The organism is Aeromicrobium wangtongii, assembly GCF_024584515.1.
Lineage (GTDB): Bacteria > Actinomycetota > Actinomycetes > Propionibacteriales > Nocardioidaceae > Aeromicrobium > Aeromicrobium wangtongii.
Map to the genome: position 1 here is coordinate 3339181 of NZ_CP102173.1, position 22940 is coordinate 3362120.

Below are 22940 nucleotides of genomic sequence, written 5' to 3' on the forward strand. Positions count from 1 at the left end.
TGACTTCGGTCACGCATCCCCCGATCACATCGCAAGACGAATATACGATTCTTGCGGCCGGGGTTTAGGCTTGCCTATTGACACATGTTTCCCTCCCCCCAGGAGCAGTGAATGAGCAGGCAGTTGCGAGTCGCCGTGATCGGTGCCGGTCCGGCGGGCATCTATGCCGCGGACATCCTGACCAAGTCCGAGGTCGATGTGACCGTCGACATCCTTGATCGCGATCCCACCCCGTTCGGCCTGATCCGCTACGGCGTCGCGCCCGACCATCCCCGCATCAAGGAGATCGTCAAGGCGCTCAAGCGAGTGCTGTCCAACGAGGACATCCGCTTCTTCGGCAACGTCAACTACGGCGCCGACCTCAAGCTCGACGACCTGCACCAGTTCTACGACGCGGTGATCTTCGCGACCGGCGCGCGCGCCGACCGCGACCTGGCGATCCCCGGCATCGACCTGCGCGGCTCGTTCGGCGCCGCCGACTTCGTCTACTGGTACGACGGTCACCCCGACGCACCCCGCGAGTGGGACTTCCAGCCGCACGCCAAGTCCGTGGCCGTGCTCGGCGTGGGCAACGTCGGCCTCGACGTGGCCCGCATGCTGGCCAAGACCGCCGACGAGCAGCTCGTCACCGACATCCCCCAGAACGTCTACGAGGGCCTCAAGGCCAATGCCGCCGAGGACATCCACGTCTTCGCGCGCCGCGGCCCCGCCCAGGTCAAGTTCACTCCCATGGAGCTGCGCGAGCTGTCGCACTCGCCCAACGTCGACGTCATCGTCCACCCGGAGGGCTTCGAGCTCGACGAGGGCTCGATGGACTCGATCCGCGCCTCCAAGTCGGTCAAGCTCGTCGTCGACGTGCTGCAGAACTACCTGGCCAAGGAGCCGACCGGCGCCGCCCACCGCATCCACATCCACTTCTGCCAGAACCCCGTCGAGGTCCTCGGCGAGGACGGCCAGGTCGTGGGACTGCGCACCGAGGTCACCGAGCTCGACGGCACCGGCAACGTCCGCGGCACCGGCGAGTTCATCGACTGGCCGGTCCAGGCCGTCTACCGCGCCGTCGGCTACCGCTCCGACAACCTGTCGGGCATCCCGTTCGACAACAACACCGCGACCGTCCCCAACGACGGCGGCCGGGTCATCGACATCGACGGCTCGGCCCTGCCCGGCGCCTATGTCACCGGGTGGATCAAGCGTGGACCCGTCGGCCTGATCGGTCACACCAAGTCAGATGCCGCCGAGACCATCCGCCTGCTCCTGGAGGACGTCGACACGCTCAAGGCGCCGGCGCACCCGGCCCGCGAGGACGTCGACGCGTACCTGGACGGTCGCGGCATCGAGTACACGACATGGGCCGGGTGGGAGAAGCTCGACCAGCACGAGATCGAGCTCGGCGAGGCCGCCGGCCGCCCCCGCATCAAGGTCGTGCCCCGCGAAGAGATGGTCCGCGTCTCGCGCAGCTGACGCACTGACGAGAGAATCTGGGTTGGTCCGCACTGGTGCGGACCAACCCAGATTTTTTTGTCCCCCGCCACCGAGCCGTGGGGGGCGAATCGGGTTAACGTCCTGAAATGACCGTCGCCCAGGTGCGGGATGTCGCCGCTCGCGCGGGCGTCTCCCCTGCCACCGTGTCCAATGCGATGAACCATCCGGAGAAGGTCTCCCCGCGCACCCTGGCGCGGATCCAGTCGGCGATCGACGAGCTCGGGTACATCCGCAACGATGCGGCGCGGCAGCTGCGAGCGGGCACGAACCAGGCGATCGGCATGCTCCTGCACGACATCGCCAACCCGTTCTTCACCGACGTGGCAGGCGGGGTCGAGGACGTCCTGCTCGCCGGTCAGCGACCGCTCATCCTGGGCAACAGCTCCCAGGATCCCCGCCGGGAGACCACCTACCTCGACCTGTTCGAGCAGCAGCGGATGTCCGGTGTGCTGATCGCTCCCGTGGGGGACGTCCTCGGCCGGCTCAGACGCCTTCGGGACCGCGGCACCCACGTCGTGCTGGTTCACCCGACGACCCGGGCCGACGAGTTCTCATCGGTCGCGATCGACGACCAGATGGGCGGCCGCATCGCGACGGAGCATCTGCTGGAGACCGGCCGCCGTCGCATCGCCTTCATCGGCCCCACCGCGAACCCGGCGCAGATCGGCCACCGGCTCGCCGCCGGACGCACCGCGGTCGAGACCCACGGCAGCGGCGAGATCGTCCTCGTCGCGACCGACACGATGAGCGCCGCGGCCGGCAGCAGCGGTGCCGAGCAGCTGCTGGCGCTGCCCACCAAACAGCATCCCGACGCGATCTTCGCCGCCAACGACCTGGTCGCGCTGGGGGTTCTGCAGGCGCTGACCGTGCGCGGCGTCAAGGTGCCCGACGACATCGCGATCATCGGCTACGACGACACCGACTTCGCCGCATCCGCCGCGATCCCGTTGTCGTCCGTACGCCAGCCGGCGCGCACGATGGGCTCGATCTCGGCCTCGCTGCTGCTCGACGTCGTCGCCGACCCAGCCGCGTCCCGCGTCCAGCACATCACCCTGCAGCCCGAGCTCGTCGTCCGCCGCTCGACCAGCGGATAGCCCCGCCGCCGGAGGGACGGGAAAATCTGGTTTGGTCGGACCCGTCGCGGACAGGACCAGATTTTCCCGTCCACCCACAGGGACGTTCGCGGGGCGCGCCGTCCACAGGCGGGATGCGGTCACTGGTGGTGCCGGCGCGCGGGGCAGCACGGTCGGGACATGAGCCTCCCAGACCCCTCCGCCTGGCCGGCCGACCTCACCCTCCAGGCCGGCGTGCTGACCCTCCAGCAGGCCCTCACCCTGGTGAGCCGGCACACGCTGTACCGGCTGGTCGACCAAGGCATCTGGTCGAGCCCGGCCCGCGGCGTCTTCGTCACGCACAACGGACCGCTGACCGCAGTGCAGCGCGACTGGGTCGCGCTGCTCGCGGCCCCGCCGGGCTCGGTGCTCGGCGGGTTGACCGCCTTGGCGCACGACGACTTCGACGTCTTTCGGCACGCGGACGATCCGCCCGTCGTCGTGGCCAGGATGGGCGCCTCGCCGAACCGCTACGCCGACGTCGAGCTGCACTGGTCGATCTACCTCGACTCGCGCGACGTCCACCCGCTGCGGCTCCCGCCCCGGACACGACCCGCGCGCAGCGTCATCGACGCCGCCTCGTGGGAGGACGATGAGCGCCGCGCACGCGCGATCGTCCTCGCGGCGGCCCAGCGCGGGGTGGTCAGCGCGCGGACCCTCCGGGAGGCACTCGTCCGCCGGGGCGCATGCCGGCACCGGGCGCTGATCGTCGAGTCGTACCTGGACGCTGCCGGCGGCATCCAGTCGCTGCCGGAACGCGACTTCGACCGCATCCGCACCGAGATCGGGCTCCCGTCACCGGATCGGCAGGCGCCCATGCGGCGGTCGGACGGCCGCTACTACCTCGACGTGTGGTGGCGAGCGCACAACCTGGCCGTCGAGGTGCACGGCATCCCCCACATGCGGATGGAGAACTGGGACCGGGACCTGCTCCGGCTGAACGAGATCTCGATCCGCGGGCCCCGCACCCTGGTGTTCAGCTCGTACGCGATCCGCCGCCTGGCTCCCACCGTCAAGGACCAGCTGCGCCGGATGACCGGTGGCGGGACGGGAGAATCTGGTCTCGTCTGACCCGTTGCTGACGGAACCAGATTTTCCCGTCCCACCCGATGGTTCCGGACGAAACCAGATTCTCTTGTCAGCGGCCCTGGATGTTGCACAAGAGGTCGTGCTTGGCGTCGTCCTTGGGCGGGTGCAGGGGCAGGCGGGGCTGGCCCTCGCGGGCGCGGAGGCCCTCGATCAGCAGCGCCAGGTACCGGCGCCACAGGTCGGGCTGGTCGGTGGTCGTCATCGAGCTGAGGACGAACAGCTGCAGGCCGACGTCACCGGCGGCGATGTCCGGACGCAGCGTGCCGTCGGCCTGGGCACGCTCGATCATGGTCTCGATGGCAGCCCGCAGCCGCTCGACGCCCACGGCGCACAGATCGGCCTTGGGCAGCTGCGCCAACGCTTCGGTGAGCCCACGATCGGCGACCTGCCGCTCCAGGGCCTGCTCCAGGAACCAGCCGATCCCCTCGAACGAGTCGGGACGAGAGATCGCCTCCTCGGCGATCGCGACGATCTCGTCGACGCGGGACTCGAACAGTGCCTCGATCAGCTCGGCACGCTCCGGAAACCGGCGGTAGACCGTGCCGACGCCGACACCGGCCCGGCGGGCGATCTCGTCATATCCCGCGTCAAGGCCGTGCTCGGCGAAGACCTCGGCTGCGGTCCGCAGGATCAGCTCGCGATTGCGCGCTGCGTCGCGGCGCAGCGGCCGCTCCGCGTCAACGCACTCCTCGGTGATCATGGCGACATGCTACCCGGAACGGAAAGAACTTTCCGATTAGTGCGACATGTCACAGCTCATCCGGAAGACACTCTCCGGTTTTGCGTCTACCCTTATTCGGAACAGACTTTCCACTTTTTGACCCTGGAGATCCCATGGCTGAGGCCTTGACAGCCGACGAGCTGTCACCCGGTCGGGCGCAACCCGCCGCGACGACCGACAACCCCCATCACGCGACCCGCTGGTTGATCCTGGCGGTCATCGCGCTGGCGCAGCTGATCGTCGTCCTGGACGCGACCATCGTGAACATCGCGCTGCCGACCGCCCAGGAGGCGCTCGGGTTCTCCAACGACAGCCGCCAGTGGATCGTGACGGGCTATGCGCTCGCCTTCGGCTCCCTGCTGCTGCTCGGCGGACGCCTGAGCGATCTCCTGGGACGTCGGCCGATGTTCATCACCGGCCTGATCGGCTTCGCCGCCGCGTCGGCCGTCGGCGGCGCCGCGCAGAACTTCGAGGTCCTGGTCGGCGCCCGCGTGGCCCAGGGCGTCTTCGGCGCCGTGCTGGCCCCGGCCGCGCTGTCCCTGCTGACCGTGACGTTCACCGACGCCAAGGAGCGGGCCAAGGCCTTCGCGATCTTCGGCGCGATCTCCGGCGGCGGTGGAGCGATCGGCCTGATCCTCGGCGGCGCGCTCACCGAGTACCTGTCCTGGCGCTGGGTCATGTACGTCAACGTCCCACTGGCGGTCATCGCCGTGATCGGTGCCGCGCTCCTGCTCAAGAAGCAGCCCCGCTCCGCAGACGCCAAGGGCATCGACGCCCCCGGCAGCCTGCTCGTGATCGCCGGCCTCGGCTCGTTCGTCTACGGCCTGGCCAGCGCCGAGTCCGACGGTTGGTCCAGCGCCACGACGCTGATCTGCGTCATCGCCGGCCTGACGCTGCTCGCGGTGTTCGCGGTCGTGGAGTCCCGGGTCAAGAACCCGCTGCTGCCGCTGCACATCATCTGGGACCGCAACCGCGGCGCATCGTTCCTGGTCGTCGCCTTCGTCGGCATCGGCCTGTTCGCCGTGTTCCTGTTCCTGACCTACTACGTCTCGCTGACACTGGGCTACACGCCGCTGAAGACGGGCTTCTCGTTCGTCCCGATGATCCTGGGCATCATGGCCACGGCCACCGGTTCGGCCGGTCTCGTCGCGCGCATCGGCCCGAAGATCCCGGTGTTCGTCGGCATGCTGCTGGCCGCGGTCGGCATGGTCCTGTTCGCCCAGCTCGAGGTCGACAGCACGTACGCCGCGCACATCCTGCCCGGTCTGGTCATCACCGGCCTGGGCATCGGCCTGTCGATGGCACCTGCCTTCAGCGCCGCGACGTCGGGCGTCGACGCCGAGCACGCCGGAGTCGCCTCGGCATCGGTCAACACGTTCAACCAGATCGGCGGGTCGATCGGCACCGCGGTGCTGAGCGCCTTCGCCGCGACCGCCACGACGGACTACCTGACCGGCAAGGCGCCGTCCCAGGCCAACCAGGCGCTCGCCGCCGTCCACGGGTACACCACGGTGTTCTGGTGGGCCGCCGGCGTCTTCGTCGTCGGTGCGCTCCTGTGCGGGGCGCTGTTCCGCCCCGGGCCCGTCGCGGTCAACCCGGACGCCCCCGTCGTCGGCCACTGAGCTCGGAGCACACGGCATGTCCACGCTGACCGGCGATCGGCAGAGCCCGACCCGCGCGACGATCTCCTCGTCGCGCGGGTCGCGGACGTCCGGGGGCCTGCGACGCACCGGCGCCGCGATCGCGCGCCGGTTGCTGGGGGCGCGTGGGCTGCAGGAGATCGCGCTGCTCGCGAGCCTGTGGATCTTCTACTCGCTGTCCCGGCTGGTGGCCGCCGACGACCTGGTGGCCGCCCGGGGTCGGGCCGCGGACGTCGTGCACATCGAACGGTACGTGCACCTGGACATCGAGGCCTGGCTCAACAACGCCCTGACGCCCGTCACGCAGATCGCCGTGCCGATGTCGTTCTGGTACGCGACGCTGCACTACGTCGTGACGCCGGCCGTCCTGGCGTTCATCTACTTCCGGCACCGCAGCGAGTACACCCGGGTCCGCAACGCCATCGTGATCGGCTCGGCGATCGGCCTGGCCTGCTACCTGGCCTTCCCGACCGCTCCCCCACGGCTCATGCCGGGCACCGAGTACCTCGACGCGCTGGCGCACACCGCGTCATTCGGCTGGTGGGGCGGGGACGCCTCGGCGCCCGCCGGGCTGGGCCACATCACCAACGAGCTCGCGGCGATGCCCTCGCTGCACGTCGGCTGGACGGTCTGGGTGGCCTGGGCGGTGTGGCGGCACACGAACCGGGCCGGCAAGATCCTGGCCAGCCTGTACGTCGCCGGCACGACCTTCGTCGTCGTGGCAACCGGCAACCACTGGGTCCTGGATGCCGTCGCCGGTGCGGCGGTCGTGGTCCTCGGCATCGTCGCGTCGGGCCGCATCGCGGCGTCCCGACGCCGGCAGTCAGCGCAGACCACCCCATGACCCGGGTCATCCTCGGCTTCCTGTTCGCCCTCGCCGAGTCCGGGCTCGGACTGGGAGCCGTGGTGCCCGGCGAGGTGGCCATCTCGGGCCTCGCAGCGGGCCTCGACAGCACGATGGCGCTCGTCGCCCTCGGGGCCGCGGTCGCCGCGGGCGCGGTCGCCGGCGATCACATCGGGCTCGTGGTGGGCCGGCTCGGTGGTGGCCGCCTGCGCGAGTCACGCCTCATCCACCGCCTGGGCATCGACCGCTGGGACAAGGCGGCCGGCCTGATGCAGCGTCACGGCTTCTGGGCCGTCCTGGCCAGCCGGCTGCTGCCGGTGGTCCGCACGGTCATGCCGGTCGTCGCCGGCGCGGCTGGTCTGCGGTACCGGTTGTTCCTGTTGGCGTCGGTGATCGGCGCAGCGGGCTGGTCGGCCGTGTGGGTCGGCGCGGGTGCCGGCATCGGCGCGTCCGGTGTCCTCGATCATCCCTGGATCATCGCCGGCCTCGCGGTGGTCGCGGCGCTGGTCATCGGCGTCCGGCAGGTCCTCAAGCGGCGGGCGCGGCGACGCGCCACCGACCCCGCCGTGGTCCTGACCTATCAGGACGCCTGACGGATTTTCGTGGTGGTGGGGCTCCGAGATACTATGACGTCCTACGATTTTATTTGGACGTCCTAGTATCTGGGAGACGGCATGAGCGGTATTGAGAAGGTCGGCGTCATCGGCGGCGGGCTGATGGGCTCGGGCATCACGGAGGTCGCGGCCCGGGCGGGCCTGGACGTCATCGTGATCGAGATCAGCGACGACGCGGCGAAGGCTGCGGCCGAGCGGGTCGAGGGATCGCTGCGCAAGGCGGAGTCCCGCGGCAAGATCGAGTCCGCCGAGGTCACCGCCGTCCTGGAGCGCATCCGCTTCGAGACCGACCTGGAGACGCTGGCCGACCGCGATCTCGTGGTCGAGGCCGCCTCCGAGCACGAGGAGACCAAGCTCGAGCTGTTCCGCAACCTGGGTCGCATCCTGACCAAGGACGACGCGATCCTGGCGTCGAACACCTCCAGCATCCCGATCGTGAAGCTCGGTGCCGTCTCGGGCCGCGCCCACCACGTCATGGGCGTCCACTTCTTCAACCCCGCCCCGGTCATGCAGCTGGTCGAGCTCATCCCGTCGCTCACGACGTCGTCCGAGACGCTGGACCGGATGCGCAGCTGGGTCACCACCGACCTGGGCAAGAAGCCGATCGACGCGACCGACCGCGCCGGTTTCGTGGTCAACAGCCTGCTGGTGCCCTACCTGCTGTCCGCGATCCGCATGTACGAGGCGGGCTACGCCTCGGCCGAGGACATCGACCGCGGCATGGTGCTGGGCTGCGGCCACCCCATGGGCCCGCTGGCCCTGTCCGACCTCATCGGCCTCGACACGATCAAGGCGATCGGCAAGTCGATGTACGACGAGTTCAAGGAACCCCTCTACTCCCCGCCGCCGCTGCTGGACCGCATGGTCGACGCAGGACTGCTCGGCAAGAAGTCCGGCCAGGGCTTCTACGGCTACGAAGGACGATGACGATGACTGCTGAAGACATGTTCGTGCTCTCCGAGGAGCACCAGGCGATCCGCGCGGCCGTGCGTGCCGTGGCGGAGAACAAGATCGCGCCGTTCGCGGCCGATGTCGACGCCCAGCCCCGCTTCCCGCAGGAGGCTGCCGATGCCCTGCTGGCGTCGGACTTCCACGCGCCGCACGTCCCCGAGCAGTACGGCGGAGCCGGCGCGGACGCCCTCGCGACCGTCCTGGTCATCGAGGAGGTCGCCCGCGTCGACGTCTCGGCCTCGCTGATCCCCGCGGTCAACAAGCTCGGTTCGCTGCCCGTGCAGATCGGCGGCAGCGAGGAGCTCAAGGCCAAGTACCTGGGCAAGCTCGCCCGTGGCGAGGGCGGGTTCTCGTACTGCCTGTCCGAGCCCGACGCTGGTTCTGACGCGGCCAACCAGAAGACGATGGCTGTGCGCGATGGCGACGACTGGGTACTGAACGGCGTCAAGCGCTGGATCACCAACGCCGGCGTCTCGGAGTACTACACCGTCCTGGCGCAGACCGATCCCACCAAGCGCACCAAGGGCATCACGGCGTTCGTCGTCGAGAAGTCCGACGAGGGCGTCTCGTTCGGCGCCCCGGAGAAGAAGCTCGGCATCAAGGGCTCCCCGACGCGCGAGGTCTACCTCGACAACGTGCGCATCCCCGGCGACCGCATCATCGGCGAGGTCGGCGAGGGCTTCTCGATCGCGATGAAGACGCTCGACCACACCCGCGTCACGATCGCGGCCCAGGCCGTCGGCGTCGCGCAGGGCGCACTGGACTACGCGCTGGGCTACATCCAGGAGCGCAAGCAGTTCGGTCACCCGATCAGCGACTTCCAGGGACTGCAGTTCATGGTCGCCGACATGGGCATGAAGATCGAGGCCGCCCGCCAGCTCACGTACGCGGCCGCAGGTCGCTCCGAACGCGGCGACAAGGACCTGACGTTCTTCGGCGCCGCCGCCAAGGCCTTCGCCTCTGACACCGCGATGCAGGTCACGACCGATGCCGTGCAGCTGCTCGGCGGGTACGGCTTCACCGCCGACTACCCGCTCGAGCGCATGATGCGCGACGCCAAGATCACCCAGATCTACGAGGGCACCAACCAGGTGCAGCGCGTCGTCATGGCACGTCAGCTGCTCGCCGGGATCCAGTCCAAGCTCTGACCCCGTCAGGCAAGGAGAACGGCGTCGGGCCCCTGGGCCCGGCGCCGTTTTGCCATCTGCGTCGGCCCGCCAGCAGTGGCGTCATCTCGCCCGATGCCCCACAGTGGCAGGTGAGCCCATCATGAGGAGCGGACCATGAGCACTCGACCAGTGGTTCTCGGCGACGACGGCACCCGCGGCGCGACTCTGGAGTTCGCACTCGCCGAGGCGCGGCGTCGACATGCGCCGCTCAAGGTGGTGCACTGCGCCCCGACCCCGCTGGATCCCACCGACGTCATGCCCAGCGAGGCCCTGTCGCGCGAGCTGTTGGCCGCCGGCCAGGAGGTGCTGGACGGCACCCGCCAGCTCATCGAGCAGCGCGCCGCCGAGCTCGATGTCGAGTACGTCCTGTCCGACCGGGCGCCGATCGAGTTCCTGCTCGAGGAGTCGGAGACGGCCCAGCTCCTGGTCACCGGCATCGACGACATCCCGTGGTACGACCGGCTGTTCGGCGGAGCCGTCGCCACCTATCTCTCGGCCCACGCGCTGTGCCCGCTGGTCACCGTGCCCAAGCAGCTCGACGAGAGCCAGCAGCACGAGGGCGTCGTCGTGGCGCTGGACGGCACCTCAGGAGCGCGACCGCTGCTGTCGTTCGCCTTCGAGGTCGCCCAGGAGTGGGGCGCGCCCCTGCACGCCGTGCGGATGGTGCCCGTGGGCGCCACGCCCGACTACCACGAGATCGCCCGTGCCAATCTCAGCGAGGTCCTCGCCGGCTGGGCCGAGGACTACCCGGACGTGCGGGTCGATCAGGAGGTCATCGTCTCGCAGCCCAGTGCGGGCGGCATCGCCGCAACCCGCCGCGCCCAGCTCGTCCTGGTGGGTCGCTCGGGCAAGCACGGGATGCACCGTCCCACCGCGGCCAGCCTCGTGCGTCACGCGGCCTGCCCGGTGGCCGTCGTCCCACTGGATCCGCCGACCGCTCCGTGACCTGGCACTAGTGGTCGACGATGGCCTTGACGACGTCCAGTCGCGCGGCCCGGCGGGCCGGCACCACCGCGGCGACGACGCCGACCAGGACGGCGACCACGACGAAGACCGCAAGACGCGTCCACGGGATCGCGAGATTCGCGATGCCCTCGTCGGCGACCACGCGTTGCAGGACGAACCCGAACAGCAGGCCCAGTGCGATCCCGAGGAATGCACCCAGTGCCGCGATGGCCACCGCCTCGAGCCGGATCATGCGTCGCAGCTGGGACCGGCTCAGACCCACCGCCCTCAGCAGGCCCACCTCACGGGTCCGCTCCACCACGCTCAGCGCCAAGGTGTTGACGATCCCCAGCGCCGCGATGACGATGGCGAGCCCCAGGAGCGCGTAGACGAGGTACAGCACCTGGTCCACCTGGCTGCGTTGCGACTCCGAGTACTCCTCCTGGGTCTGGACCGTGACGGTCGGGTAGTCGAGCGTCGCGGTCTCGAGGGCCTTGCCGACGGCGGCCTTGCGCGCTCCCGGAGCGGCGTCGACGACGATCGCGGTGTCGGTGCGTGGGATGTTCGCCGCGGCGAGGGTGGAGAACGGGATCAGCGCCTCGCCCAGCAGATAGTTCGACTCGTAGATCCCCGTGACCCGGGAGCGGACGGTCCCGGACGCGAACCTCAACGGCACGACGTCCCCCGGTCGCGCGCCGAGACTGCGGGCCAGGTCCTGCTCGAGCGCGATCTCGCCGGCGCCCACGGAGGCTCTCCCCCGGACGAAGTCGAGGGGGATGATGTCCTTGAGGGCGGCCAGATCGGTCGCCGACACGGACAGCGTGCTGTCGCCGATCTTGGCCGTGACCATCTGGGTCTCGGCGATCTTTCCCACGCCCGGGACCTCGGCGATCTGCTGGCCCACCGTCGGTGAGAACGGCTGCAACAGCGCGTTGGACACCAGGAAGTCGCTGGAGAACTGGTCCTTGACCGTGACGTCGATGGACTTGCTCATCGACGCACCGAGGATCGACATGGTGGTGACGAGGGCCAGCCCGATCATGAGGGCCGAGGAGGTGGCCGCCGTCCTGCGGGGGTTGCGGATCGTGTTCGTGGTCGCGAGCTGACCCACCGCCTTGAACGCCCGCCGGTAAAGGGCCCCGACCGGCCGCATGAACGGGACGGCGAGCACCGGACTGGTCAGGGTGGCGGCGATGATCAGCGCCAAGGCACCCGCCCCGACGGCCACCAGGTTCCACGTCCCGCTCCCGGTCAGCCCGAGGGCGAGCAGCACCGCTCCGCAGCCGAGCAGGATGATCCCCGCCACGAGACGACGCCGGCCCGATCCCTCGGGCACCACCGCCTCGTCACGCATCGCCGCGACCGGCGACACGCGGGATGCGCGCCGCGCAGGCAGCCAGGCCGCGACCATCGTGACCCCGATCCCGACGACGTAGGAGACCACGACGGTGCTGACCGAGAGCGTGATGCTGGTACCGGACAGGTCGAGGCCGAAGTTGGCGAAGACCGCCCGCAGCAGCGCGGCGAGCCCCAGGCCCAGCCCGAGCCCGGCTGTCGACCCGACGACACCGACCATCGCCGCCTCGATCAGCACCGAGCGGCTCACCTGGCGGCGGGATGCGCCCAGGGCGCGGAGCAGGGCCAGCTCTCGACTGCGTTGCGCGACGAGGATGGCGAAGGTGTTGACGATCAGGAAGCTGCCGACGACCAGCGCGATGCCGGCGAACACCAGCAAGAAGGTGTTCAGATAGCCAAGGATGGTGTCGATGATCGCCTTGGTCTGGTCGATGACCTTGTCCCCCGTGACCGCCTGGACGCCGTCGGGAAGCAGCGGTCGCACCGACCGGACGAGCTGCTCCTGGCTTGTGCCGGGGGTCGCGGTCAGCGAGATCGACGTGAAGGCGTCCTGGCCGCCCAGGAACAGGTCCTGGGCGGCCCGCGTGTCGAACAGCACCAGGGTCGCACCGGCCAGCCCGCCGCCGGCGAACTCCGCGTAGCCGACCAGCTCGGCGGTCACCCGCGGGGTCGACCCGGTCGTGATCATGGGCACCGTGTCGCCGATGGCGTAGCCCGCCTTGCGCGCCGACCGCTCGTCCAGGGCGATCTCACCGGACGCCGTCGGCGCTCGGCCCGAGGAGATCGTGATGGCCTGGTCGCCGGCCACGTTCGGCGCATCGGTGTAGTTCAGGGACAACGTCGGCGCCCCCGAGCCGCCGAGGAGCTTGCCGTTCTTCTTGACGATGAACAGCCCCTGGCTCTCCACGTTGCCATCGGCTCGCGCCACGCCCTTGGTGCGAGCGAGCCGATCGGCCAGCGAGGCCGGCAGCGTGCGCGAGTCCGCATCGTCCCCCATCTGGGCGGAGGCACCGAACGTGATCGGGCGGACGAGGCCGTCGGACGCCGAACCGCCCACGATGTTGTCGAAGCTGTTCCCGATCATCGCGGTGAACGTCAGGGAGCCGGCCAGGAACGCCACGCCGAGCACGATCGCGGACGCGCTCAGCACCAGCCGGATCTTGCGCGCGAAGACTCCCCGCAGGGTGAAGCGGAGCATGTCAGACGTCCACGGGGTTGCGAGGCTGCAGGGCCGCCATCCGTTCCATCACGAGCTGGGTGGTCGGCGACCGCAGCTCTCCCACGATCTTGCCGTCGCGCAGGAAGATGACCCGGTCGGTGTACGAGGCCGCGATCGGGTCATGGGTCACCATGACGACCGTCTGGCCGAAGTCGGTGACGCTGCGGCGCAGGAATGCGAGGATCGCCGCGCCGGCCACGGAGTCGAGATTGCCCGTGGGCTCATCCGCGAACACGATGGACGGCCGCCCCATCAGCGCGCGGGCACACGCGATGCGCTGCTGCTGTCCTCCGGACATCTCTGCCGGGCGGTGAGCCAAGCGGTCGCGGATGCCGACCGCGTCGACGACCGTGTCGTACCACTCGCGGTCCGGCTTGCGTCCGGCGATGTCCATCGGCAGCAGGATGTTCTCCTTGCCCGTCAGCGTCGGGATCAGGTTGTACTCCTGGAAGACGAATCCCACCTGATCCCTGCGCAGCCGCGTCAGGCCCTCGTCGTCGAGCGTCGAGATCTCGGTGTCCCCGATGTACACCGAGCCGCTGGTCGGGGTGTCCAGCGCCGCCATGCAGTGCACGAGGGTGGACTTGCCCGATCCCGACGGACCCATGACGGCGGTGAACTCGGACGCGGCGACGTCGACGGTCACGTCGTCGAGCGCATGGATCGCTGCGTCGCCGCGACCGTAGACCTTCGAGGCGCCGACGGTGCGAGCCGCGACGGCCCCTGGGGTGGTCCCTGTGGAGTGCATGTGGTCCTCGATGCTGGCTGGGCGGTCCGGACGGCGCGGTGGGTGGCCGCTGCGAGCCCCCAGACTGCTCGTGACGACTCCGGAGCTGCAGCGACGCTGGCCCCCGAAAGCCGAGACGAACGGCCCTGTTCAGGAGCCGCCCGGACAGCGACGCGGGAGCGGTGCCTGGATTATCTCCGGGGTCGTTGGCCGTGTCGAGCGTCCTGCGTCGGGTCAGTTGGGGTTGACGCAGCCGAACAGGTCGTAGGCGAAGTCCGAGTCGGCCAGGCCGTCCGCCCACGCGGTCCACCCCGGATCGGCCGGCGGCTGGATGTCGAAGAACGGTTGCGCGTTGGCTCCGAGCGGGGCGAGCGGCTTGCCGTCACCGTCGAGCACCACCCACACCGGGCCCAGGGCCCCCTGGAACCCATCGGTGACGTCGTCGTCCCGGATGAAGAGCTTGATGAGGAGCACCATGACTCGTTCGGCGCCGAACTGGCGCTTGGCCTCGGGGATCGGGGCGGTGGCACCCTTCACGAAGTCGAAGTGGTCGTGAATCGTGTCGCCGTCCTTGAAGCCGGTACGGGCCTTAGACATGATCTCGGCGACGACGGCCTTGTCGGCCGGGTCACAGACGGGCTCGTCCTCGTCCGCCGAGGACGAGTCGCAGGCGGACAGCAAGAGCAGGGCCGCAATGCATGCCGCGCCGGCGCGAGAGCGGATGCTCACGACTCGTCCCACGTGAAATCGCTCGCGACCAGATCGAAGTCCTCGGCCATGTAGTCCTCGAAGAGTCCGTCGAAGCCGATGCACCGGACGAGGAGGATCCGTCCGGTCTCGGGGTGGGCGAGGGCATACGTCACGACGTCCTGCGAGCCTTCAACCGTCTCACGATGGCGGATGATCGCGTACCCGCTCTCGTGCTCGAGCGGGTCACCCTCCATGTCGAGCCGAGCACGCAGGCCGTCGACCGAGGCGTCGCCGCGCGACTGGTCCGCGGGCCAGATGAACGCGATCGCCGTCCGGGGCGTCGAGTCGGGACGCAGAAGCAGGGTCTCACCACCAGCGGCCCGCAGCGACTTCACCCACGCACCGGCATCCGGGTGCCAGTCGGACACCTGATCCCGCGCGGCGGCAACCGCGGCCGGGTCGTCGAGCTGTGCCTTGACCCAGCTGCCCGGCAGAGCGAATCGAATCGATGGGGGCGGGCTCGTCCCACCCTCGGGCGAGCCCGTCCCACGTTCCGGTGAGATCCGCCCACTGTCCGGCGAGCTCGTCGTACCCACCGGCAAGGACGAGCCGCAGCCGGACAGCAGCACCAGGCCGACGATGCATGCGGCACCGGCGCGAGACCGGATGCTCACGCCTCCTCCCGCACGAGGTCGCGCGAGGGTCGATGCCCCGTTGCGACGCCCAGACGGGTGTCAGCGAGTACCCCATCGGCATCAACGGGCAGATTCATGGACGGAGGCTAGCAGCAATTCAAGTCGACCTGTCCCGAAGTGACCGCCGTCCCGGGGCACGCCGGGCTCACGATGTCCTGCGTGCCGGGGGACGGCATGTGGACCTTGGTCCGGCGGCGGGCTCTTGGCACCGTGGCCAGTGTGTTGGATATCCATGCAGATGATGTGAAGACCACCGTCGATCCCGCCCATTACCGCGAGGTGATGGGCCACTACCCGACGGGCGTCGCGGTCGTGACCGCGATGATCGACGGCGAACCCGTCGGCATGGTGGTGGGGACGTTCAGCAGCGTGTCGATGGATCCGCCGCTGGTGGCGTTCATGCCCCAGACGACGTCGCGCACATGGGCCCGCCTGGCCACGGCGGACGCCTGGTGCATCAACGTGCTGGCACACGACCAGCTGGCCCTGTGCCGCGCGATGGCGATTCCGAGCGACGACAAGTTCGCCTCGGTCGACTGGCAGCCGTCCGTCCTCGGGGCCCCCGTGCTGACCGATGCGGTCGCCCACGTGCACTGCCGGCCGCACGCCAACGTCGAGGCCGGCGACCACACCATCGCACTGTGCGCGGTCGAGGCGATGGACGTGGCCCGCCCCGTCACACCCCTGCTGTTCTTCCAGGGCGGGTACGGCGGTTTCTCCCCCGCCGGGATGGCCGCGAAGGCCGATGCGGACCTGATCGCGGCCGTCCGCCTCGGCGACCGCGCCCGCGGGCACGTCGAGGCGCTGGCCCGGACGCTGGCCTGCGAGGCCGCCGCCCTCGTCGCGGTCAGCCCCGACGAGCTGACGACCGTCGTGAGCGCGTACGGCGGCACCGCCACGATGGTCGAGCCGATGGGGCACCGCGTGCCGCTCATCCCCCCGATCGGCGAGGCCTATGTCGCAGGCGGGACGCCCGAGACGATCGATCACTGGTTGTCCAAGGTCGCACCGAACGATGCCGACCTGGTCGACTGCTACCGCGCCCGCCTGGCGTCGGTGAACGAGCACGGCTACGCCATGAGCATGGTCGGCCCGGGCGCCCGCGCCGACTACGAGCGGCTGGGAGCCGCGCTGGCCGAGTACGCCTCCGGCGAGCTGACGCCCGCCCGTGAGCGTGCCGTGCGGTCGGTGCTGGCCGAGACGCGCCACTTCTTCGAGGACGTCGACCTGTCACCCGATGAGATCTACGACGTCGGCGCGATCGTCGTCCCGGTGCACGGACCCGACGGCCACGTCGTCATGGTGCTGCGCGCGACCCAGCTGCCGGCCGGGGTCACCGGGCGGGTCGCGGCCGGCTGGGTGCAGGAGCTGCGGCACGCCGCGCAGGCCGTGGCCCGCGACCTGTCCGTCGGGGCCGGCGCCGTCCGCGCCCAGGACTACCGCGACTGGTACGACAGCGACTTCCCGCTCTGAGACCGGCGGGCGGGCCTCACCCAAGGGGCCTCCGACCGGTTCCGGACATGACAGGAGCGCCGCCCGACGATCTCGTCGGGCGGCGCTCCTGATGTCACTGGGCCAGCTGGTGCACGATTCCCGGCGGGCGGTTCTTCGCCTCGGGATCAAGCTTGTGGCCCCAGATGGCGGGGGTGCCGTACGTGTACGGCACCCAGTCGCCGCCGACCTCGACACCGTCGTAGCCGATCTCGATGTTGAACTGCGAGGGCGTGGCGCAGTAGAAGCTGAACGTCTTGTCATTGGTGTGCCGGCCCAGGCTCAGGGTCAGCGGGACGTCCATCTCGTCGAGCATGTCGTAGGCGGTGCCCACGTCGTCGATCGACTTGACCTGCAGCATCAGGTGGTTGAACACGCCGACACCCGGGGGGCACTGCCCCAGCGCGAGCGTGTGGTGGCGTGCGTTGACGTGGTAGAACCGGGCGTTGAGCTGACCCGGGACGATGATCTTGTCCGACAGCTGGAAGTCCAGGACGCCGGAGAAGAAGGCGTGACCGGCTTCGATGTCGGGCATCATCAGCAGGACGTGGCCCAGACCCTGCGAGCCGGTGACGAAACCGGAGCTCGCCCGGCCCGGCCGGAACGTCGCGGGGTAGAAGTGCTGACCCCACGTGATCTCGTGCGGGAAGCCCCACGGATCGGTGAAGGTCACCAGCCGGTTGACGTTGCGCTGCTCGGCCAGCTCGTCGCTGCCGCGCACGGCGCGGACACCGGCTGCCTCGAGCTTTCGCACGACGACGTCCAGGTCCTCCTCGTGGTCGACCGCCCAGCCGAAGTACGCGACCGAGTCGGTCTCGGCGGGGTGGATCTGCAGGCGCCACGCGGCGTCGTCGACGCGCAGGCGGACCGATCCGTCAGCGCCGTCCTCGGCGAGCTCGGCGCCCAGGAACTGGGTGCCGAAGCGGCGCCAGTCCTGCGTCCGGGGCGAGTTGACCCCGAGGTAGGCAAGGGACTTGATCATGGTGGTGCTCCTTGGGGTGGGGTCAGACGTACAGGGCCGGAGATGCTTCGCCGCCGAGATCATCGGTCGACCAGCCGGCGTAGATGTTCTCCGCGACATTGCAGATGTGGCTGAGCGCGACCTGCAGGTCACGCCAGTAGCGCTCATTGGGGAAGTCCTTGCGGATGCCGCTGGCGCCGCTGATCTTGTAGAGCCGGTCGACGGCGTCGGCGCACCGACGCGAGGCCCGCACCTGGTCGCGCCGGAAGGTCAGACGCTGGCTGCGGCTGAGCTCGCCGCCGGCCGACACATGGTCGAAGACCTCCGCGACCGATGTCAGCAGGTGCGAACGGCTGGCCGCGACATCGGCCGAGGCCTCGCCGAACACGATGAGCTGGTTGACGTCGGTGCGTGCGGTGATGCCGTCGGCGGAGACCCGCTGGGCCATGTAGTCGCGGTAGACCGCGATGGCGCCCTGCGCGATGCCCTGGGTGCCGGCCGCGATGGCGGCCGAGAAGATCAGCGGGAACTTCATCCGGTACAGGGGGTTGCCCTCCTGCCGGTGCTCGTACCCGCCGGCGATCATCGTGCCGGCCTCGACGACGCGATAGTCCGGGATGAACACATCGGTCATCCGGACGTCCTTGGAGCCGGTGCCCTCCAGGCCCATGACGTTCCAGGAGTCCTCGACGATCTCGTAGTCCTTGCGCGGGATCACGAAGTGCCGGATGTCGGGCGGTGTGCCGACCTGCCCGGCCGCATCCACGACGATGCCGCCCAGGATGACCCACTCGGCGTGGTCGGTGCCGGTCGAGTACGGCCACTGGCCGGTGAACAGGAATCCTCCGTCGACCGGGGTCGCCCGGCCGAAGGGAGCGTACGGCGAGGCCGTCCACGTGTCGGGGTCCTCGCCCCAGATCTCCTCCTGCAGGCGCGGGTCCATCATCGCGATCTCCCACGGGTGGACGCCCACGACGCCCGAGACCCATCCGGCCGAGGGCGATGCGATGCCCACGGCCATGACCGCCTCGAGGAAGTCGTTCGGGTGGGCCTCGTAGCCCGAGTACTCCTTGGGCTGCAGCAGCCGCACCAGCCCGGTGCCCCGGATCGCGTCGACCGTGCGATCGGTCAGGCGTCCGAGCTCGTCGCTGGGCCGGGCCTCCCCGCGCAGGACGTCGGCGACCTTGCTGACGTTGTCTGTCACCTCGTGCATGTGTGCTCCTCGTGTGCGGCGTCCGGCAGCTGCGCCGCGCCAGGGGTGGGAATGATCCGAGCCGCCGAAGCGCCTGAAGCGATCACTACAGAGAAGGTAGATCCGTGTGGCGTGCGCCACAACGAGCCTGTTCCGGGCAGTGGCACGACGCCGGCGCCGGTCATGCGGTGCGGGAGCGGTCCCGCACGATCTTGGCCAGGGCGACGGCCACGACCAGGCCGGCTCCGTAGAAGACGTTCTGGATCCAGCCGGAGTAGCCCAGCAGCTGCAGGCCGAAGATGCCGGTGGTCAGGAAGTAGATCGCGATCATCGTGCCGATCGGGTTGAACGCGCCCGGCTGCACCACGGCCGTGCCGAGGAACACCGCGGCCAGCGCCGGCAGCAGGTAGGTGCCGGACGTCGAGGAGTCGAAGCCACCGACGGTCGCGACCAGGATCAGGCCGGCCAGCCCGGCGAGCACCCCGGCGACGACGTAGGCGCCGAAACGCACCCGCTGGACCCGGATGCCCGCGAGCCGCGCCACCTCACGGTTGGCGCCCACGAAGATCATGGAGCGACCCAGCGGTGTCCAGGCCAGGACGTACGCCAGCACGACCGCGAGCAGGATGCCGTAGTAGAAGGAGACCGGCATGCCCAGCACCTCGCCGATCGACAGCCGGGCCAGGCCCTCGCTGCGCACCGACACGATCGTCGATCCGGAGACCGCCTGGGCGATGCCCGTCAGCAGGGTCGCCATGCCCAGCGTGACGACGAACGACGACACGTCGAGCACCACCACGAAGAAGGCGTTGACGACGCCGGCCAGTACCGCGGCGCCGACGCCGAGCACACAGGCCAGCACGATGTTCATGCCGTGCACGCCCGCCAGGACGGGGATGATTGTCGCGCTGATGCCCATCATCGAGGCCACCGACAGGTCGAACTCGCCGACGACGAGGGTCACCAGTGCCGACATGGCCAGGAAGACCAGCACCTGCTGTGAGCCGAAGATCGACGAGAACGTCCCGCTCGTGCCGAAGGTGTCGGGAACCTGCGAGTAGAAGTACAACGCCATGAGCGCCCACACCCCGATCAGGGCGTACTTCGACAGCAGCGTGTGCACGATCGCGCGACCGCGGCTGCGGCCCGGATGAGGTGTCAGGGACGGCTGGTCGGTTGACGGCGCCGCGGGGGCTCCGTCGCTGATGATCCTGTCGGCGGTGTCCTGGTCGCTGACGACGCCGGCCACTGCGGCCTGCGGACGGGTGGCTTCAGCCATGGAGGGCTCCTGCGGTCGTGGGGACTGAGTAGGTCGCCTCGAGGACGTCCTCGGGGTCTCGGGTGTGCAGCTCGTGCGGCGGTCGGCCCGGGTGCAGGACGAGGATCCGGTCGCAGATCTGGGTCAGGTCGGTCGGCTCGGTGCTGACCAGCAGGACGCCGCGGCCGGCGGCCGCGGCATCGCAGATCGCCCGCAGGAGATCCGACCGCGCCCCGACGTCGACCGCCTGCGTCGGCTCGTGCAGCACCAGCAGGTCCGGGTCGGTGGCGAGCCACTTGGCGAACAGGACCTTCTGCTGGTTGCCGCCGCTGAGCTCCTTGACCAGCGCGGCGCCCGAGCTGGTCTTGATGTCCAGGCCGGCGATGGACCGCTCGGTGAGCTCGTCCTGCCAGCCCCGACGCACCAGCCACGGGCGTCCGCGGCGGCGGATGTTCGGCAGCGTGAGGTTGTCCCGCACGCTGAGCTCGACGGCCAGCCCGTCGCGCACGCGGCGCTCGGGCACCAGCGCGATACCCGCGGCCAGGGCCCCCGCCACGTCGCAGGTGGCCAGATCGATCGTGCCCGATGCGGTGGTGACGGTCCCGCCCGTCGGGGCGGCCGCCCCGGCGAGCAGATAGGGCACCTGCTCGAACCCGGTTCCCGGCAGGCCGGTCAACCCCACGACCTCACCGCGCTGGACCGTGATCGACAACGACCCGCCGTCGACCGGCAGGTTCTCGATACGTGCCGCGACCTCCGACACCGGGGCCTGGAGGTGTCGGTCGACCGCCCCGACCGCCTTGCCGAGCATGAGCCCGGCCAGCGACGCCTCGGTCAGCTCCGACGTCGGCACTCCCGCGCCGGCCACGCGGCCGTCGCGCAGCACTGTCACCCGGTGGCTGAGCGTCAGCACCTCCTCGAGGTTGTGGCTCACCATCAGGACGGAGGTACCGGTGGCGACGACACGGTGCAGCAGCTCATGGATCCGCAGCAGCTCGTCACGCGGCAGGGCACGGGTCGCCTCGTCGAGGATCATGACGCCCTCCCCGGACACCGTGCCGCGCAGCGCGCGGGCGATCGCGACGCCGGCGCGGTACGACGGCGGCAGCTCACCCACGGTCGCTCGTGGCGAGACCGGGATCTGGAGCCGTTCGAGCAGCTCGGCCGCGACGGCGTCCTGCCGCTTCCAGTCGATGCGCCGGGTCAGACCGGAGCGGGCGAACCCGCCGACGCCGATGTTCTCGCTGACCGACAGGTGGTCCAGCAGGCCCATGTCCTGGTGGACCACCGAGATGCCCGCGGCCTGCGCCGCCCGCCACTGCACCGGCAGGGCGAGCGGCCGGCCGCCGACCGACAGCGTCATGCCGGAGTCGGGCGAGTGGTAGCCGGTCAGGATCTTGACCAGCGTCGACTTGCCCGACCCGTTCTGACCCACGAGTGAGTGGATCTCCCCCGGCTGGACCACGAGGTGAGCATCGCTGAGCACCGTGGCAGGACCGAAGGTCTTGCTCGCGTTGCGTGCCTCCAGCCGGGGGGCCGTCATTACTTCACGCCCCACGCGGTGCGGAACGCCTGCTTGAACTCGCCGCCGCCGAACCAGTCGGGCGTGAAGTACGCCTTGTCGGTCAGCTCCAGCTCACCGATGTTGTCGGGGTTGAAGTCGCGCGTGACCATCGCGTCGGCCTTCTGGACCTCGTCGCCGGCGAGCAGCTGCATCAGGGCGTTGGCGTACTTCCAGCCCTCGTAGATCACCGGGGTGCCGAGATCGGAGATCTGCTGCCCGTCGCGGACGCGCTGCAGGCCGGCCAGGTCCGAGCTGGACGAGACGACCTTGACCTTGTCGGCCAGGCCCGCGGCCTGCAGGCCTTGCATGGCCGGCGGGACGAAGCTGTCGACCGGCACGATCATCGTGGTGGTGTCCTTGTTGGCGACGAGCGCCGAGCTGACCGCGGAGGGCAGCTTGTCGATGTTCGCGGTCGTGAAGTCGGCGGTCGCCACACCGCAGCTCGGGCACAGCTGCTTGAACTTCTTGATGCCGGCATCGCTGGCGCTGCGCGTCGTCGTGGAGTCCATCAGGCGCAGCCACAGCACATTGGTGGCCGCCCCGCCGTGGGCCACGGCCGCCTCGCTCATGGTCTCGTACAGCTTGCTGACCCGGCCGGTGTTGTCGTAGAACGCCAGGGTGTCGTCGGACGTGCGTCCGCCGCTGGGGGCGACACCGCCCACGACGACCGGGACGCCCCTCTTGGCGAGGGCGTCGAAGGCCGTGCCGGCCATCTCGTAGTCGATGAACAGCGAGATGACGGCGTCGGCGCCCTGGTCGCCGGCCTGCTTGAGGCAGTCCGCGACCGAGCTCGGGTTGAACTTGCCGTCACAGATCGAGACCGAGGCGCCCAGCGGCTCCAGCGCGTCCTCGACGCCGATGGCGACACCGTGGATCACCGGGATGTTGTCGCCCAGGGGGATGACGGTGACCTTCTTGCCCTTCAGGTCGACGGGCTTGGACAGTGCCGGCTCGGCGGGGTACTCGGTGACCGGCTTGCTCAGCGCGGCGATCGTGTCCTTCGCAGCGGCGATGCCGGCCGCGCTGTCCGCATCGGAGCCGTCGTTCCCGGCCTCCTGCTCGGAGCCCTGCGCGCACGCGCCGAGCATCGCGAACGCGGCGACCGCGGCGGCGACGGCCACACGGGGCCTGGTGGTGTGACGAACAAGTGCCATGGACGTTCCTTCTGCCGTGCCGTGAGCCCGATGGCCACGGCGGGATGGGTCCGAGATTGCGGT

Annotated in this window: 20 protein-coding genes; 10 read left to right on the forward strand and 10 right to left on the reverse strand. The window is 69.8% G+C overall.

The features are described from left to right. Positions 1-111: 111 nt before the first annotated feature. The 3 genes from NQV15_RS16415 (at position 112) to NQV15_RS16425 (ending at position 3668) form a co-directional block, all read left to right on the forward strand. Complete coding sequence (locus tag NQV15_RS16415) at positions 112-1464, forward strand: FAD-dependent oxidoreductase (RefSeq protein WP_232403996.1); 1353 nt, start codon at positions 112-114, stop codon at positions 1462-1464. Positions 1465-1571: 107 nt separating this feature from the next. Next, positions 1572-2579 carry a LacI family DNA-binding transcriptional regulator gene (locus NQV15_RS16420; protein ID WP_232403997.1) on the forward strand — a complete coding sequence of 336 codons (1008 nt, stop codon included), beginning with the start codon at positions 1572-1574 and terminating at the stop codon, positions 2577-2579. 159 nt (positions 2580-2738) lie between these two features. Beyond that, positions 2739-3668: a hypothetical protein gene (locus tag NQV15_RS16425; RefSeq protein ID WP_232403998.1), complete on the forward strand. Its 930-nt coding sequence runs from the start codon at positions 2739-2741 to the stop codon at positions 3666-3668. A gap of 67 nt (positions 3669-3735) precedes the next feature. Here NQV15_RS16425 and NQV15_RS16430 read toward each other — a convergent pair whose 3' ends face one another. Further along, the gene (locus tag NQV15_RS16430; protein WP_232403999.1) at positions 3736-4386 is read right to left on the reverse strand and encodes a TetR/AcrR family transcriptional regulator; all 651 of its coding nucleotides are present in this window, start codon (positions 4384-4386) and stop codon (positions 3736-3738) included. Between the two features lie 134 nt (positions 4387-4520). Here NQV15_RS16430 and NQV15_RS16435 point away from each other — a divergent pair, with 134 nt between their 5' ends. From NQV15_RS16435 to NQV15_RS16460, 6 genes are all read left to right on the forward strand, one after another. After that, positions 4521-6029 (forward strand): MFS transporter, encoded by a 1509-nt coding sequence (locus tag NQV15_RS16435; RefSeq protein WP_232404000.1) that lies wholly within the window; start codon positions 4521-4523, stop codon positions 6027-6029. Positions 6030-6045: 16 nt separating this feature from the next. Then, positions 6046-6891: a phosphatase PAP2 family protein gene (locus tag NQV15_RS16440; protein WP_232404001.1), complete on the forward strand. Its 846-nt coding sequence runs from the start codon at positions 6046-6048 to the stop codon at positions 6889-6891. Continuing rightward, positions 6888-7484 (forward strand): DedA family protein, encoded by a 597-nt coding sequence (locus NQV15_RS16445; protein WP_232404002.1) that lies wholly within the window; start codon positions 6888-6890, stop codon positions 7482-7484. The genes NQV15_RS16440 and NQV15_RS16445 overlap by 4 nt, the downstream gene beginning before the upstream one ends. A gap of 90 nt (positions 7485-7574) precedes the next feature. Beyond that, the gene (locus NQV15_RS16450) at positions 7575-8432 is read left to right on the forward strand and encodes a 3-hydroxybutyryl-CoA dehydrogenase (protein ID WP_439647528.1); all 858 of its coding nucleotides are present in this window, start codon (positions 7575-7577) and stop codon (positions 8430-8432) included. A gap of 2 nt (positions 8433-8434) precedes the next feature. Then, entirely contained in the window at positions 8435-9604 is a 1170-nt protein-coding gene (locus NQV15_RS16455; protein ID WP_232404004.1) for an acyl-CoA dehydrogenase family protein, read from the forward strand. Between the two features lie 135 nt (positions 9605-9739). Further along, positions 9740-10570: a universal stress protein gene (locus tag NQV15_RS16460; RefSeq protein WP_232404006.1), complete on the forward strand. Its 831-nt coding sequence runs from the start codon at positions 9740-9742 to the stop codon at positions 10568-10570. A 7-nt stretch (positions 10571-10577) separates the two neighbouring features. Here NQV15_RS16460 and NQV15_RS16465 read toward each other — a convergent pair whose 3' ends face one another. The 4 genes from NQV15_RS16465 to NQV15_RS16480 all read right to left on the reverse strand — a co-directional run bounded on the left by NQV15_RS16465 (position 10578) and on the right by NQV15_RS16480 (position 15236). Further along, entirely contained in the window at positions 10578-13124 is a 2547-nt protein-coding gene (locus NQV15_RS16465; RefSeq protein ID WP_232404007.1) for an ABC transporter permease, read from the reverse strand. A 1-nt stretch (position 13125) separates the two neighbouring features. Next, positions 13126-13893, reverse strand: a complete 768-nt coding sequence (locus NQV15_RS16470; protein WP_232404008.1) for an ABC transporter ATP-binding protein — start codon at positions 13891-13893, stop codon at positions 13126-13128. A 213-nt stretch (positions 13894-14106) separates the two neighbouring features. After that, positions 14107-14601 (reverse strand): hypothetical protein, encoded by a 495-nt coding sequence (locus tag NQV15_RS16475; RefSeq protein WP_232404009.1) that lies wholly within the window; start codon positions 14599-14601, stop codon positions 14107-14109. Beyond that, a complete protein-coding gene (locus tag NQV15_RS16480; RefSeq protein ID WP_232404010.1) occupies positions 14598-15236 on the reverse strand; it encodes a hypothetical protein in 639 nt (212 codons plus the stop codon). Before NQV15_RS16480 ends, NQV15_RS16475 begins: the two co-directional genes overlap by 4 nt. Positions 15237-15500: 264 nt before the next feature. Here NQV15_RS16480 and NQV15_RS16485 point away from each other — a divergent pair, with 264 nt between their 5' ends. After that, positions 15501-16730: a flavin reductase family protein gene (locus tag NQV15_RS16485; protein WP_232404011.1), complete on the forward strand. Its 1230-nt coding sequence runs from the start codon at positions 15501-15503 to the stop codon at positions 16728-16730. Between the two features lie 94 nt (positions 16731-16824). Here the strand turns inward: NQV15_RS16485 and NQV15_RS16490 are convergent, their stop codons facing one another. The 5 genes from NQV15_RS16490 to NQV15_RS16510 all read right to left on the reverse strand — a co-directional run bounded on the left by NQV15_RS16490 (position 16825) and on the right by NQV15_RS16510 (position 22877). After that, complete coding sequence (locus tag NQV15_RS16490; RefSeq protein ID WP_232403484.1) at positions 16825-17730, reverse strand: VOC family protein; 906 nt, start codon at positions 17728-17730, stop codon at positions 16825-16827. A gap of 22 nt (positions 17731-17752) precedes the next feature. Beyond that, positions 17753-18922, reverse strand: coding sequence for an acyl-CoA dehydrogenase family protein (locus NQV15_RS16495; RefSeq protein ID WP_232403486.1), 1170 nt, complete (start codon positions 18920-18922; stop codon positions 17753-17755). Positions 18923-19082: 160 nt separating this feature from the next. Further along, positions 19083-20180, reverse strand: a complete 1098-nt coding sequence (locus tag NQV15_RS16500; RefSeq protein WP_232403488.1) for an ABC transporter permease — start codon at positions 20178-20180, stop codon at positions 19083-19085. Beyond that, complete coding sequence (locus NQV15_RS16505) at positions 20173-21702, reverse strand: sugar ABC transporter ATP-binding protein (RefSeq protein WP_232403489.1); 1530 nt, start codon at positions 21700-21702, stop codon at positions 20173-20175. Before NQV15_RS16505 ends, NQV15_RS16500 begins: the two co-directional genes overlap by 8 nt. Further along, positions 21702-22877 carry a sugar ABC transporter substrate-binding protein gene (locus tag NQV15_RS16510; RefSeq protein WP_232403490.1) on the reverse strand — a complete coding sequence of 392 codons (1176 nt, stop codon included), beginning with the start codon at positions 22875-22877 and terminating at the stop codon, positions 21702-21704. Before NQV15_RS16510 ends, NQV15_RS16505 begins: the two co-directional genes overlap by 1 nt. Positions 22878-22940 lie beyond the last annotated feature (63 nt).

Coding starts and splice junctions, on each gene's coding strand:
- NQV15_RS16420 (WP_232403997.1), top strand. CDS start 1,572: ATGACCGTCGCCCAGGTGCGGGATGTCGCCGCTCGCGCGGGCGTCTCC.
- NQV15_RS16510 (WP_232403490.1), bottom strand. CDS start 22,877: ATGGCACTTGTTCGTCACACCACCAGGCCCCGTGTGGCCGTCGCCGCC.
- NQV15_RS16490 (WP_232403484.1), bottom strand. CDS start 17,730: ATGATCAAGTCCCTTGCCTACCTCGGGGTCAACTCGCCCCGGACGCAG.
- NQV15_RS16415 (WP_232403996.1), top strand. CDS start 112: ATGAGCAGGCAGTTGCGAGTCGCCGTGATCGGTGCCGGTCCGGCGGGC.
- NQV15_RS16470 (WP_232404008.1), bottom strand. CDS start 13,893: ATGCACTCCACAGGGACCACCCCAGGGGCCGTCGCGGCTCGCACCGTC.
- NQV15_RS16500 (WP_232403488.1), bottom strand. CDS start 20,180: ATGGCTGAAGCCACCCGTCCGCAGGCCGCAGTGGCCGGCGTCGTCAGC.
- NQV15_RS16440 (WP_232404001.1), top strand. CDS start 6,046: ATGTCCACGCTGACCGGCGATCGGCAGAGCCCGACCCGCGCGACGATC.
- NQV15_RS16455 (WP_232404004.1), top strand. CDS start 8,435: ATGACTGCTGAAGACATGTTCGTGCTCTCCGAGGAGCACCAGGCGATC.
- NQV15_RS16495 (WP_232403486.1), bottom strand. CDS start 18,922: ATGCACGAGGTGACAGACAACGTCAGCAAGGTCGCCGACGTCCTGCGC.
- NQV15_RS16425 (WP_232403998.1), top strand. CDS start 2,739: ATGAGCCTCCCAGACCCCTCCGCCTGGCCGGCCGACCTCACCCTCCAG.
- NQV15_RS16460 (WP_232404006.1), top strand. CDS start 9,740: ATGAGCACTCGACCAGTGGTTCTCGGCGACGACGGCACCCGCGGCGCG.
- NQV15_RS16505 (WP_232403489.1), bottom strand. CDS start 21,702: ATGACGGCCCCCCGGCTGGAGGCACGCAACGCGAGCAAGACCTTCGGT.
- NQV15_RS16435 (WP_232404000.1), top strand. CDS start 4,521: ATGGCTGAGGCCTTGACAGCCGACGAGCTGTCACCCGGTCGGGCGCAA.
- NQV15_RS16465 (WP_232404007.1), bottom strand. CDS start 13,124: ATGCTCCGCTTCACCCTGCGGGGAGTCTTCGCGCGCAAGATCCGGCTG.
- NQV15_RS16430 (WP_232403999.1), bottom strand. CDS start 4,386: ATGATCACCGAGGAGTGCGTTGACGCGGAGCGGCCGCTGCGCCGCGAC.
- NQV15_RS16445 (WP_232404002.1), top strand. CDS start 6,888: ATGACCCGGGTCATCCTCGGCTTCCTGTTCGCCCTCGCCGAGTCCGGG.